This is a genomic window from Calyptranema fuscum S582 (assembly GCF_055793305.1).
The window spans coordinates 1-13609 of the sequence record NZ_JBSLYH010000090.1; the positions used below are offsets into that span (position 1 = coordinate 1).

Annotated in this window: 13 protein-coding genes and 1 tRNA gene; 6 read left to right on the forward strand and 8 right to left on the reverse strand. The window is 48.2% G+C overall.

The features are described 5' to 3' along the window. The first annotated feature begins 70 nt into the window (after positions 1 to 70). Entirely contained in the window at positions 71 to 802 is a 732-nt protein-coding gene (locus ACR6Z4_RS31040) for an ABC transporter ATP-binding protein (protein ID WP_479721237.1), read from the forward strand. On the opposite strand, the gene ACR6Z4_RS31045 is transcribed toward ACR6Z4_RS31040, so the two are convergent. Then, positions 799 to 1593, reverse strand: a complete 795-nt coding sequence (locus tag ACR6Z4_RS31045; protein ID WP_479721238.1) for an energy-coupling factor ABC transporter ATP-binding protein — start codon at positions 1591 to 1593, stop codon at positions 799 to 801. The genes ACR6Z4_RS31040 and ACR6Z4_RS31045 overlap by 4 nt on opposite strands. 365 nt (positions 1594 to 1958) lie before the next feature. Here ACR6Z4_RS31045 and ACR6Z4_RS31050 point away from each other — a divergent pair, with 365 nt between their 5' ends. The 5 genes from ACR6Z4_RS31050 (at position 1959) to ACR6Z4_RS31070 (ending at position 6002) form a co-directional block, all read left to right on the forward strand. Further along, on the forward strand, positions 1959 to 2702 hold the full coding sequence (locus ACR6Z4_RS31050; protein ID WP_479721226.1) for a DUF554 domain-containing protein: 744 nt from the start codon (positions 1959 to 1961) through the stop codon (positions 2700 to 2702). A gap of 268 nt (positions 2703 to 2970) precedes the next feature. Continuing rightward, the gene (locus ACR6Z4_RS31055) at positions 2971 to 3630 is read left to right on the forward strand and encodes a response regulator (RefSeq protein ID WP_479721227.1); all 660 of its coding nucleotides are present in this window, start codon (positions 2971 to 2973) and stop codon (positions 3628 to 3630) included. Between the two features lie 24 nt (positions 3631 to 3654). Beyond that, positions 3655 to 3951 (forward strand): hypothetical protein, encoded by a 297-nt coding sequence (locus ACR6Z4_RS31060; protein WP_479721228.1) that lies wholly within the window; start codon positions 3655 to 3657, stop codon positions 3949 to 3951. 222 nt (positions 3952 to 4173) lie between these two features. After that, the gene (locus tag ACR6Z4_RS31065) at positions 4174 to 5151 is read left to right on the forward strand and encodes an Npun_F2552 family protein (RefSeq protein ID WP_479721229.1); all 978 of its coding nucleotides are present in this window, start codon (positions 4174 to 4176) and stop codon (positions 5149 to 5151) included. A gap of 506 nt (positions 5152 to 5657) precedes the next feature. Then, on the forward strand, positions 5658 to 6002 hold the full coding sequence (locus ACR6Z4_RS31070; protein WP_479721230.1) for an STAS domain-containing protein: 345 nt from the start codon (positions 5658 to 5660) through the stop codon (positions 6000 to 6002). A 24-nt stretch (positions 6003 to 6026) separates the two neighbouring features. On the opposite strand, the gene ACR6Z4_RS31075 is transcribed toward ACR6Z4_RS31070, so the two are convergent. From ACR6Z4_RS31075 to ACR6Z4_RS31105, 7 genes are all read right to left on the reverse strand, one after another. Further along, positions 6027 to 6099 (reverse strand) — tRNA-Ala (locus tag ACR6Z4_RS31075). 89 nt (positions 6100 to 6188) lie between these two features. Further along, on the reverse strand, positions 6189 to 6908 hold the full coding sequence (locus tag ACR6Z4_RS31080; protein WP_479721231.1) for an HAD family hydrolase: 720 nt from the start codon (positions 6906 to 6908) through the stop codon (positions 6189 to 6191). A gap of 263 nt (positions 6909 to 7171) precedes the next feature. Continuing rightward, positions 7172 to 8044: a class I SAM-dependent methyltransferase gene (locus ACR6Z4_RS31085; RefSeq protein WP_479721232.1), complete on the reverse strand. Its 873-nt coding sequence runs from the start codon at positions 8042 to 8044 to the stop codon at positions 7172 to 7174. Positions 8045 to 8119: 75 nt separating this feature from the next. Then, positions 8120 to 9382 (reverse strand): sensor histidine kinase, encoded by a 1263-nt coding sequence (locus ACR6Z4_RS31090; RefSeq protein ID WP_479721233.1) that lies wholly within the window; start codon positions 9380 to 9382, stop codon positions 8120 to 8122. A 162-nt stretch (positions 9383 to 9544) separates the two neighbouring features. Further along, on the reverse strand, positions 9545 to 9724 hold the full coding sequence (locus ACR6Z4_RS31095; RefSeq protein WP_479721234.1) for a hypothetical protein: 180 nt from the start codon (positions 9722 to 9724) through the stop codon (positions 9545 to 9547). A gap of 1140 nt (positions 9725 to 10864) precedes the next feature. Then, the gene (locus ACR6Z4_RS31100) at positions 10865 to 11362 is read right to left on the reverse strand and encodes a hypothetical protein (protein WP_479721235.1); all 498 of its coding nucleotides are present in this window, start codon (positions 11360 to 11362) and stop codon (positions 10865 to 10867) included. Between the two features lie 137 nt (positions 11363 to 11499). After that, positions 11500 to 13609 (reverse strand): NB-ARC domain-containing protein (locus ACR6Z4_RS31105; RefSeq protein ID WP_479721236.1); only part of this gene is annotated, 2110 nt, incomplete at its 5' end.

Here is a 13609-nt window from a genome sequence, read left to right on the forward strand (position 1 = left end):
GATCCCCACACCCCACACCCCACACCCCACACCCCACACCCCACACCCTATATCTGAACGTGCGATCGCCATGACAGATCCCCAACCCATCCTTGTTGTCGAAGATGTCTATGCCGGATACATTCAAGACCTTGACATTTTACAGGGTGTCAATTTCAAAGTGTTTGCCGGAGAGATTGTCGCCATTATTGGACCGAATGGAGCCGGAAAATCGACCTTAGCAAAGACAATCTTTGGCTTACTGTCTCCCCACCGAGGCACCATTCACTTTCAAGGAGAAAATATTGCAGGGCTAAAATCTAATCAGATTGTGAAACGAGGCATGTGCTATGTGCCGCAGATTGCCAACGTTTTTCCGTCCCTTTCGGTAGATGAGAACCTGGAGATGGGCGCATTTGTGCGAAATGTGCCGCTAAAACCGCTGAAACAAAATATTTTCGATATGTTTCCGATTTTGGCAGAACGTCGCAAACAACAGGCTGGAACCCTATCGGGAGGTGAGCGGCAGATGTTAGCCATGGGGCGAGCGCTAATGCTGCAACCGAGTTTGCTGCTATTGGATGAACCGTCAGCGGCGTTATCGCCCTTATTAGTCAATGAGGTATTAGAGCGGATTCGCCAGATCAATCAACTGGGAACAGCGATCGCCCTGGTGGAACAAAATGCCCGTAAAGCTCTGGCGATGGCTCATCGGGGATATGTATTAGATACCGGACGCGATCGCTTTGAAGGCGTCGGTGCTGATTTGCTCAACGATCCCAAAGTTGGAGAACTCTATTTGGGAGCCGGAAAAGCGCATTAATTGACCCGTGACTGGAGCCGCATCGGGGCAGGGCGATGTTCCAGATGGCAATAGGGACGAGAGTAACTCAGCGGCATTTCTAACGCATGTTCTTCTAGAAACTCTGGGTTGCTTAAAACGCCTTCAGTCGAACCGTCATACACCACCTGCCCCCGATTTAAAACGATGGTGCGGCTGCATATATCAAGTGCCAGATCTAGATCGTGGGTGGCAATCAGTTGGGTCAGGGGTAAGCCTTGCAACAGTTGGATCAGTTGGCGACGAGAACGGGGATCTAGCTGCGCCGACGGTTCATCTAATAGCAAAATTTGGGGTTGCATTGCCAACACACCCGCGATCGCCACTCGCTTTTTCTCTCCGCCTGACAAATTTCCAGGATAGCGTGCCCGATAGACCTCTGGCTCCAACCCCACAGCAGACATGGCATGCCATGCCCGATGACTCAGATCTTTACCCGTTAACCCTTGATTCATCGGACCAAAGGTCACATCCTCCCAAACCGTCGGCATAAACAGTTGGTCATCTGGGTTTTGAAACACCAGACCGACAAAATTTCGTACTGCTTTCAAATGTTTTGGCTCAACGGGCAACTCACCCACCACAACTTGACCGTCTTGCGGCAACAAAATCCCATTACAGTGCATCAGCAACGTCGATTTGCCAGAACCATTCGCACCAACAATGGCTACTTTTTCAGCCGGACAGACTTGCAAGCTAATCTGATTCAGAGCTTGTGTTCCATCGGGATAGGAATGGCTGAGCCGCTGAATTGAGAGAGGATTGTCTTTTATCAAGTTCTACCAGTTCTTAAGGTCTTATAAGATCTTAAACTGCACTCGGAAATCTGGCAGAGAAACTCATCAGTCATTCGGGATCACTCAAACCTCGATCTATAGCGATATGCAAGTTCGTTCAGTACAGAAATGTGTTGTGGGGCGCGGAGCGCCCCACAACACCATACTGAATCAACCCGCACAGCGTTATAGGATCGTAGATTTAATCAAACCAACTCTTTTTGAGAGAGCGACGGCTCCGCCGTCGCTCTCTCAAAATGGGTAGTCCTAGAAATGAATGACAGGTTTATTCATCTGTGCTCTGAGTAGACTCAATCAGATGCACCCGTAGTAGACTCAGGCGATCGCAATCAGAGAGACGCATGGAACTTGATTTTTTTAGCCGCACAAGTGGCACCTGGATTAATGCTGCCACCGTGCTGATGGGGACGGGTATTGGTCTAGGTCTGGGTGAACGGCTACCCAAACGCATGCTGCAAGTCATTACACAAGCCCTGGGATTGCTGACCTTGTTTATCGGCTTTGGCATGGCAGGCAGTTTGAACAACGCCCGAGGGGGTGAGATTGATGGAGCCATTCTGGGGTTACTGGCAATGGTGCTGGGAGGCTTGTTGGGCGAGTGGTGGCAGTTAGAAACACGATTAGAAAGTGCAGGCGATTGGTTAAAGCAACGGTTTAAAGGGCAAGGTAAATTTACTGAAGGGTTTGTGGCTGCCAGTCTCTTGTTTTGTATTGGACCGATGGCGTTGATTGGCAGTTTGAATAATGGGTTGACCGGAGACAATACGCTGCTAACGCTCAAAGCATCGATGGATGGCTTAGCAGCGATCGCCCTGACCAGTAGCTATGGCATGGGGGTAGGGTTCTCGACCCTACCCATCGTGCTATACCAGGGTGGGCTATCCCTGGCTGCCGCGACCCTGGCTGAATCTCTGCCCGACCCTGCCAATGCACCGTTAATCCTATTAGTCACCGGAGTAGGAGGCTTAATGGTCATGGGGTTGAGCTTTAATTTATTGGAAGTTGCCAAGATTCATGTCGCCTCGTTTTTACCGGCGCTGCTGTTAGCTCCACTGTTGTATGCGATCGCAGATTGGCTCAGCTAACACACCCAATTAAAAATTTGAACGAGGGCAAAGCCCTCACCCAAACTCATCTGAAAAAGATCTATCGCAGTCGAGGGTTGATTAGGACAAAGGTTATGAGAGAGCCTGCGCTCCGCGCAGGCTCTCTCATAACCCCCTGATTGAACTGTCTCGATGGTTGCTATTCATACTTTCAATACATTTGTACTATATTTTTCGGGATATTACACCCAACCTCCTCAGGTTTACTGTATGATGTGCATTAATTCTCAGCGAAGGAGCATCCTTGATGACGATCTCTGCTGACCTGCCGCCCGTAAAAGTGTTGATTGTCGAAGATGACCCGATGATGCAATTAGGGTTAGAGCAATCGCTAGCAAATGCGGCGGGCATTACTGTTGTCGGTCGGGCAGATGACGGCTATTTAGGCGTCGAAGCCGCCATCAAACTTAAACCCGATGTGGTGGTGATGGATATTGGCTTACCTCGCTTAGATGGCATTGCCGCAACCCAACAAATTAAGGCAGCTAACCCAGACATTCGGGTGGTGATGCTGACCTCACACACCTCTCAAAATGAGGTGATTGCCGCGCTTTCCAGTGGTGCAGATGCCTATTGTGTCAAAGGAACCACGGTCGATCGATTGCTTACGGCGATCGCCGCAGCCCAAGAAGGAGCCAGCTACCTCGATCCACAAGTTGCCCGCAGCGTCATGGATCAACTCAAACCCGCCACACCCGTCGAATCGGAAGTGATTGGTCAACTCTCGCAACGAGAATTGGAAGTCCTCAAACTCATGGTAGAAGGGCGCAGCAACCCAGAAATTGCCGCTGTTTTGTACCTCAGTCCCAATACGGTCAAAACCCATGTGCGGGGCATTATGAATAAACTTGCGGTCGATGATCGGGTGCAAGCCGCCGTTGTAGCATTGCGAGCAGGGTTAGTTTAGAACTTGATTTAGGAGAAACTCCCCATGTTTACCGAAGATGGCTACGTGCAACTGACTTTTTACTACCGCGACGGACATAACGAAGCCTTCAATGTTTACGCGCCCATTTCAGACGATGGCACGTCTCAAACGTTGCAACTAGAAGTACGCCATTTGCTGAAAAAAGATTGGTGGATTGTCAATTTACCGGAGCAAACGGTTTTTATTAACGTAGACAATGTCGTTAAGGTGGAGATGAAGCCACCGGCGGCAGAACTACGCGGCGATGATGTATTTGCCAATGCTGAGCGGGTCACTGCACTAACGCGATCGCGTCAATAGTCTATCAGGGATGTGCCGATCAATGATGTGCCGATCAATCCTATTTCCATATATTCCCCAGTCATCGAATGGGTTGGGCGATCGCCATAACGCCCCGCAGTATTTCATGGTCACGCACGTCTAACGTCATCCAAAAACCATCTACAAAAAGTCATCTATTTTATCTCTGGGGCTTTGCCCAGCCTCAAAACATTCTCATTAAAACTCTATTTAGGAGGATCAATGGACTGGGAAACGAATCGCCCAACGGTTAGTTTAATTCAGGCTAACACTTACGACATTGAGGCTTTGCGAGGCTCGCTAGAGCAACTATTAGAGCCGCTAGGGGGCATCCAAGCCTTTGTGAAACCGGGCGATCGCGTCTTACTCAAGCCCAATTTGTTGACCGGGGCACGTCCTACAGGCGAATGCACAACCCGACCCGAACTGGTGTATTGCGTTGCCCAACTCGTTCAAGCGGCTGGAGGACACCCGTTTTTAGGCGACAGTCCAGCTTTTGGCAGTGCCTATGGTGTCGCAAAAGCCAATGGTTATTTGCCATTTCTAGACGAATTGGGGGTGCCCGTTGTCGAAATGAAAGGCAAACGGTACGAAATCATCAGTGCAGACCTCAACCATCTGTTGCTATCCAAAGAAGCCATGGAAGCGGATGTGGTGATTAATCTACCCAAAGTCAAATCGCACGTCCAACTGACCATGACCTTAGGGGTGAAAAACTTATTTGGCTGTGTGCCCGGAAAAATGAAAGCCTGGTGGCACATGGAAGCCGGAAAAGATAGCGATCGCTTTGGCACGATGCTGGTTGAAACGGCACGGGCGATCGCCCCTAATTTAACGATTCTTGATGGCATTATCGGTCACGAAGGCAAGGGACCAAACAATGGCGATCCGCGCTTTCTAGGGATTTTGGCAGCGTCTGCCGATGTTTTTGCACTGGATCGATCGATGCTGGACGTGTTGAACATCGATCCGGCATGTGTGCCCACTGTAGCGGCATCGCAACGCATGGGACTTTGCCCCGATCTCGACCAAATCCACTTTCCTCTGTTAGCCCCCAAAACTCTTCAAATCACCGACTGGAAATTACCCGAAAGCCTGATTCCCATCGATTTTGGTGCGCCTCGGGTCGTGAAATCAACCTTCAAGCATCTCTATATTCGGTTTATTAAAGAACCCCTGGCGGCTTACGCTGAACGATAAAGTACACTCCGCATCTCTAAAACCGCATTGCCTAACGTAGCAATCTCCAATAAGTTGTGAGCGGCACACCCCGACGGGGTGCGCCGCTCACAATAACTTGTCTTTATGCTCTTGAGAATGACTAAAGTCACCAGAATTGCTGACCGGCGTCGAGCCATGCAACCGGATGACCGTAGATACATGGAAGCTAGAGTGCCTATTGCTACGTCGATTGAAATTTTATTCAGTAATATGGCGGATCGGATTTCAGCAACAACCCTTATCGAAAGCCTTGCTGAATTGGTAGCCAATTTCTTAGTATGTATCTATGAACACGCAGGATGTTCAGTTGTCTTCGTTCTTATACCAATCTTTGTGAGTCAACAGCATAAAGGGAGTCAAGAGATTTATATCTCAGTATCCCCACACTGCTAATTATGCTTACATGCATTCAGCATTGGTATCAGGAGACTTGTTGATGACATGGGTGAATCTACTAAAACTGAGCCTTTTATTGGAACTCTACAATGGCAAATTTTTACGCTCTACCTATGTCTCCTACTATCCAAACCTTTTACCCGACGCGAATTTTAAGTTCGACGAGTGCATCGGATCTGATGGGGTGGGTGCAAGACAATTTAGAAATGGGTAACAATGCTCTCTTGATCAATCTCCGGGATGTGTTGTTTATGGACAGCACCGGATTAGCCACCCTCATCACAGCGCTTAAAGCCGTCAGACAAGCCGATGGCAGACTAGCCCTCTGTTCTCTCAATGGTCAAGCTCGCATGTTGCTAGAAATGACCGGGATGTCGGACATCTTTGAAGTCCACAACACCCCTCGCGACTTTGAGCATAGCCTGACTCGCTAGATCTTTAAGCACCCATTAAACCGATGGAGAGTAGGGGATTCGAACCCCTGACCTCTGCGGTGCGATCGCAGCACGCTACCAACTGCGCTAACTCCCCGTTGTGCGAATCATTCTAGCATTCAGTGGAGAGTGCAGCAGGAATCCGAAGAATATTATCTGCGTTGTGTGTTCTCCAGACGGGTTGACTCAGGCAACAGCACGAGATCGGTTTGTTTTAAAGACCTGTTGCACCCGATCCAGTTCGATTTCAGTCAGATAATCTACTGCCCAGTTGGCTTGCCGTTGCATCATATGAAAAGGATAGGTATTGGCAATGCCAACCACTTGCATTCCGGCACTCTTGGCAGCCTGAATGCCAGCAAAGGTATCTTCGATCGCCAAACATTCAGCGGGCTGTAGTTTGAGATCAGGAAATTGGTGATTGAGGCGTTCGACAGCCAGTAAGTAACCTGTTGGGTCGGGTTTGCTGGTGCGGATGTCGTCTCCACCTACAATGACCGCAAAGTATGGCGTTAAATGTGCCCGCTGTAAGACCAATTCGATTTCAACCTTTAAAGCCCCACTGACCACTCCCATTTTTAGATGGGCAGCCCGCAGTTGAAAGATCAGATCATCCAAACCGGGGTAGATCGGCAATTTCTCTAGATTTTCTAGAGCAAGCTGATAGCCGCGAGACTTGCGAGCAATCAATTCGTCGAGATATTTGTCAGTCACGATTCGCCCTCGCCGATTAAACAACTCGGTCAGGCAGGCGCGATCGCTTTTTCCCATGCAAATTTCCCAATACTCAGCCGGATCGGGACGCAGGTTTTCTTCAATTAAGAGTTGATCGATTAATTTTTCGTGTAAGGGTTCGTCATTAATGATGACCCCGTTGAAGTCAAAGAGAACTGCTTTGAGAGACATGAATAAGATTTTAGGTTTTATTTAGATTTATAGCAATTCTCTGTATGTGCAGCAGCAGGGCTTGTTAGGAGATTTCTGAGAAAGATATTACCCCTCTAAGGGCGAAGCATTCGTTAGATGAGCCTTGGTAAATGACGAAAAGTCATTGTCCGAATGCTTCGCCCCTACGATTCGCCGGTATAACCTTTTCTAGAAATCGCCTTAGAACAGGACTCGGAGGCTTCGCCCCTGGACAGGAATTCCACCCCTGCACCCCATCCTCATTAACCTTTAAACCCCATTGCCCACTGGCCTTCACCTGCCGTTTCGATATCAGCAAAGCGTACCCGCTTCCCTGGATTGGGCTTGACACCGCACGTTACCTGATGCAACCACCAGAGATGATCTGAGTGAACGTTGGCAAACCCTGCTGCCCCCATCCAGGCATCGACACTCTGGGCAGCGTAGTGTTTGATATAGGGTTCTTCAAAAATTTCGGTCAACCATTCCATACGGCGCAAGGTTGCCTGGTTGCCATCTAAAATTACAATTTCTCCGCCCGGAGTGAGGATGCGAAAGGCTTCTTTGAGAATATTGCAAGAAACCTCGGGCGGGGTTTCATGAAACAACAAGGATGCCGTCACCAGATCAACCGATGCATCCGGGAAGCCCGTATGTTCGGCATTGGCGTGACGCAGCGAGAGCGCCTGTCCGGCTTTTTGGGCTTTGTCTTGAGCCGCGACGAGCATGTAGGGAGACAGGTCTAGCCCAATTACTTCGGCATGGGGAAACGCCTGTTTGAGCAGCAACGTCGTCGAACCTGTGCCACAGCCCAGGTCAAGAATGCGTCGAGGTTTGCAGGTGATGTGGTCGATCAACCCTTTGCGCACCCATTCTTCATTGGGAGGGAGGACGTAATGAGTGATGGCATCGTAAGTAATGGCAGCGTTGCAGTTGAGATAGCCCCCTTCGACCCCATGAAAGTTGTGCTCGCTATAGTACGCGGGATAGGTGAGTTGGGGATTGCGCAGGCGATCGCCCTCTTCTTGCCAATCGATGCTTTTGGTGTAGTGCAGCAGCGCTTCTCGATCGATCAAGAAATGGTTGAAGATGGGAGCCAAAAATCGCTCAAACACCGTATCTTTTGGGACTGCCATAGAAAACGCAAGAATGGAGAACGACGCATCTTTACAAAGTGTAATAAATTTATTGCAAGATTGCGTGGTCTCAGCTCATGAACTTGAGTCGGGTAGGGACGGAAAGACGGGAAATTGCACCTTAAATAAAGTAAATGTGTTATTTTCACTGCGTTCCAGAGTGAGGGCACCACTCAACTGAGTCACCAACATCCGCACCAGTTGCAGCCCTAGAGACAGAGGATGTTCGATATCAAATCCGTCTGGGAAGCGATCGCCATTCTGCCCCACAGTTAAAACCAACTCGTCATCCGGAAGCATGTCTATTGCGATCAACACCTCGTCTTCTGGGGTATTGCTCAACCCATATTTAAAGGCATTGGTAACCAGTTCATTGCAGATTAAGCCAAACGGTTGAGCTTGATCGACTGGCAGAGTCAGGGTTTCGGGCAGTTCAAATCTAAGGTGAATGAAGGTGGGCTTAGATTGGTAAATATCTAAGAGATTTAATGCCAGTTCTTTAACATAGTGAGCCAGGTTGATCCGGGCAAAATCTTGGTGTTGGTAGAGGATTTCATGCAGCTTTGCCATGGCAAAAATGCGATCGCAACTGACTTGTAAAATGTCTTGCACCTGCTCACTGGAACTCCGGCGCAATTGCATCGACAGTAAGCTGGACATAGTTTGCAGATTGTTTTTAACCCGGTGATGCACTTCTTGTAGCAATACATTCTTTTCTTGTAGCGCCAAACTTAGTCGGTCAATGGCTTGCTGGCGTTCAGTTTCCAGGCGTTTGCGATCGCTGATATCACGTAATAACCAATACAGACCGCGCACCTGACCCTGGACATCTCGCATAGCAGCGACATTGACTGAACAGCGAATCGGGGCACCATAGCGGGGTTGAAACAGGACTTCCCAATCGCGCACAGACGGGTGGTAAGGAATCTGACCCAAAATAAAGGAAAAGGCTTTGCGATCGTCTTCGGCAACAACAACGACGAGAGGTTTGCCCAGCAAATATTCGGGTTGTTGGTTCAGCAAGGTTGCAGCTGCACGGTTTGCCGATTGAATACAACCCTTCAGATCGGTGACGATATAGCCATCGGGAGCAAACTCAAATAGTTCCATGTAGCGCAATCGTTCGGATTGTAGCCGATCGTAGCTAGCGGTTAGCACCTCATTTTGTTCGTAGATAGCTTCGGCAGCGACGTTCAACTCTTCTAACAGATTCGAAACGTTACCGGATGAAGTGTGTAACTCCGGTTGATCGGTGAAGAGTTGAGAAATCTGAGATCCAAGGATTTGCGATCGCTGTTGTACGGCTTGAATCTTGCGGGTAAAGCGTTCATGCTCCATGAGTCAATTTCCTTTATAAATAGAATGATTTATTAACGTTTAATCACAGTGTTTTATAAACCCGTTCAACGGTATGACGATCGGAAATTGTCCCAGTGATGGATTGCCCATGCAAACATTCTTCATTTCTAGATAAATGGCATCTCATGCTCGATCAGTTTTTTACAATCCTTCATGGTTAGACCCATGTTCTGTATCCTGCGTTTCCCCGTCTGAATGCAGCGATGACATCTCTTGACTCAAGGGTTCTAGCGCTTGAGTTGAGCCTTGAAATGCTTCGGGATTGATGATGCGATCGCCCCATCTCAACATAAATAAATGGGTAAATAGATGGGTAGACACAATTAAAGTGAAGGCTGTCCCCTATCCATAGCTTGACGTGATTATCCTTTATTGTCACGCAATCCAAACTGCAAATCGCCATGACCCATCGCTGCGATCGACTTGCAGTCTGAACCCCATCTACTTTTTGCTAAGGATCACAAATTAATTAAAACCCGGACGTTTATGTTTGGAAGCGCGGCTCCGCCGCGCTTCCAAACATAAATCTTCGGTTTTATAAATTCACGGTCCTAAGGAAAAATTCTGATTCTGACAGATTTTGTGTCGGAGCCATCCAATCCCATAAGAGCGTAGCATTTGGGCAAGGATTTTCGAGGTAAATCAAGGATCTTCGACCCAATGCTACGCCCCTACGCTAGGGCAACACCAACTAAGTTAGAACCAGGAAAAATTTTGGTTACAGCTCCCGGCATCAATTTAAATTGAAAATGTGACAAAAATGTGGCATATACTCTAGAAAATGTGGCAATGCCAAACCCCCTACTGAATCCCAAGTTTAGGGTCTACAGCCATTTTCAATTGATTAAGCCACAGATTTTTTGTTGTGTGCCGCGCTCCGCGCGGCACACAACAAAAAATCTAAACATATTCAAGCGCGAAGCGCTGTAAGGAAATTTCTGCTCAAGCAAATACCTGAATTCCCGCGTTTCGACTTCGCTCAACGCTCGGAGTTTGTAGGCTGAGCGAAGTCAAAGCCCAGATCAACGGGTAGATTTATTCTTGAAAATCTCTTAATACCAATCTGTTATGAAGTTGCACCAAACTAGAACCCCCTGTAGTCCCCCTTGGCAAAGGGGACGGCGACAGCCGGGGGTTGAATAAGGCGCAGCTTTACATTAAATCGGTATAAGAATTGACCTTGTAAACAGAGATTTCGATCCCCCTAAATCTCCTTAAAAGGCGTCGCTGAATAAACGTATGAATTTGCCCCCCAACCCCAATTAGGACTTTTAAAGCACCCTCTAAATATCATGGATTTAAGAAAATCGAAGATGATGTTTTGGCAGCGCGGCGTCGCCGTACTGCCAAAACAAAACCAAACATCCGGGTTCTCAGAACGAATGTGCCGGTGAAACCTAAGGTTTCACCGGCACATTCGTTTACAAAACGGGAATTGGTATTGGTGATGCAATAGATTCCTTATGGTTTTTCGTAGAACGAAATATTGCTGTAGGTCTGACCGTTGTCATCGGTGCCAAACTCCATCAGCTTCATCGTCTTGCCGTCTGGAGACACAACCCGACTGGTATATAAAACGACTCGTCCATTTTTCTTAGAAATCGTATCCAGAATGCGATCGCTCACTCGCAGCATGGCGATGGTGTCAATCTCTGGACTGTTGTAGGCATAGTCGTTGCCGTTGGGTATGCCATCAAAGACGAAATAGAGTTCTCTGCCCTCGGCATTCACCCAATCCATAGTAATTTTGAAGCTATCATCGTCCACTTCAATCTGAGTGAACCCACTTTGCGGCGGCAGCCCATATTCATAGCACGATTTAGCCGGAAGCAAAATCCACATTCCCATGAAAAGATCAACTATCCGTCCGTGTTGATAACCAACCGCAAGACGTTGATTCGACTTTTTGGGTTGCGAAATTCCTGGTTTAACCTCTCTACAACTTGCTTCCAGCATCATCAGTTCCTCGCATCAGCTATGAACACACCGACTGTATCCGAACATCGGGCGATCGCACCTCGCCTAGTAGGGTCATCCGAATGGGGGAGATAAACAAGGTTGATGGTTGGTAGCGCGGCGACGCCGCGACGCCAACATTAAACGTTTGGGGATTTATTGAAGGCGTGATCCTGACCTTTCATCTTCTCAATTTGCTTGGGGGCATCCATTTCAGTAAAGAGGTGAATGGCGCGATCGCGATTGGTTTTAGCGTTGTCCTGCTGATTCAGGGTTTGGTAGGTGAGTCCGAGTTGAAAGTGGGCTTCTGCCAGATCACATTTGGCACCGATCGTTTCTAATAATTCAATCGCTTCCAGATGATGGGCGATCGCAAATTCAAACTGGTGTTGATGACGATGAAGTTCGGCAAGACCAATTAATATCTTGGCTTTGATCTGAGTGTAGTGCCCAGCTTCAGCACAGGCGATCGCTCGTTGATACATATCATGTGCTTTATCAACGTCGTTGAGATTAACGTAAGTCTGACCTAAAATTTGCATGAAATAGGTAAATCGTCCGGATTGTTCTAAGAATGGTTCATTGACAATCGCATGATACAATTCGTCCGCTAATGCATACGCTTGTGAATGCAAGCCTGTATACGAATACACTAACGCCAGACAAACCATTGCCTTTTCTGCCCAACGGTGATGATCGGTGTGTTGAGCCAGGTCTATCACCTGGCGAAATAAGTGCGCCGCATCTGACAATTCCCATAAGTCAATGTTGTACAGTCCCATGCTTAAGAGTGAATCAACCTCCAGCATTTTTAAGTAATACTGTTGGTGTTTGTTGGCAGACGTCTCGGCAAGGGATTGCAACATCTGAGTTGCCAGGGTGATCGCTTTTTGCTGACAGGCGATCGCGGCGTGAATTTTTCCTGTAATCCAATGCAGATCTCCCAAAATGTTATACAACTCTGGCAACACACTAATCGTGCTGGACTGTTCGAGTTGACCGATAACCTGGGCGATCGCCGTTAAAACGGGTTGCAAAAATCCCATGCGATAGAGCGTACTTCCCAGGGGTAAAAACTGTCGCCATTGGTTATTTCGGGGTTTAAGAATCACCCGTCCGGCAGCTTCAAAATCTTGAATTTCAACCCAGTGGTAATACGCTTCTAGCGCTTGCAAAGCATCTTGAGTGGTGTCAATTGTTTGGACGCTGTTGCTCCAAAATTCTGCGGCATGACGGTTCACAATTTCCCATTCCTCACTGGCACGCAGTCGGGTAATTGCTTCAGCTCGAATTGCCGGATGCAACCCATAGGCACCGTTGTGATATTCCACCAGAGAGCGATTGCGCAGAGAGGTAATAATCTGCCGATGTTGGGCGATCGGCACATCCCACAACAAGCTGGTTAAGCCCGATTGGGGAATCGTAGAAACATCCTGGTAGCGATAACATCCGAGACGACAAAATAGCCGATAGGCTTGAGGATCGAGCGTCTGCAAACGGTTGACCTGACTGGCGATCAAGTCCTGAAGATCCGTAGCCATCAACAGATCACCCTGATGCACCTGCCAGTAGGCTTGAGTATCTCCTGCAAAATCTTCCTGGATCACACCGCAGAGAATGCCCATAGCTTTGGCATTGCCACCATAAGCTCGATGCAGCGTTGTCAGGATGGCATGGTCGATCGCCACTGCTTGCGCTACAAAAAACTGATGCCATGCCGTTAGATCTAAACCGGGAAGACGGTAGTGAATTACGTTGAGGCTGGATTCACAGAGGCGATCGCGACTGGTAATTAACGTCACCGACTGCACTCTAACATCCGATAACACACGCAACAATTCTACGTAACTGCGATGGGGCACAATCAGTCTTCCCTGTTGGTCAAGTGCCGGTTCTAAATTATCGATCAAGATTCCGACTCGATGATGATGCAATTGACGCTTTAGCCGTCCTAAATTAACGCCAAAATCCACGCTCGGTTCTTGTTCAAAATCTTGTTTCAACCATTCTTCAACTACTCGTTCTGCGGACGTAATCTGTTGCGTCTCTTTCGCCATCAGCAACTCTAAAACCGTCTCAAAGCCCTGGTTGTGTAAATATTGCTGTGCCAGGGTGGTTTTGCCCAAGCCACCTTCTCCTTGAATCACAATCACTTTGGTCTGCTGATGCACTAACGCATCGAGATGGGCGATCGCATCGGCACGTCCGATGAATTGGGGAGAGGGGGAGGGTGAAGGGTGGGAGGGGTGA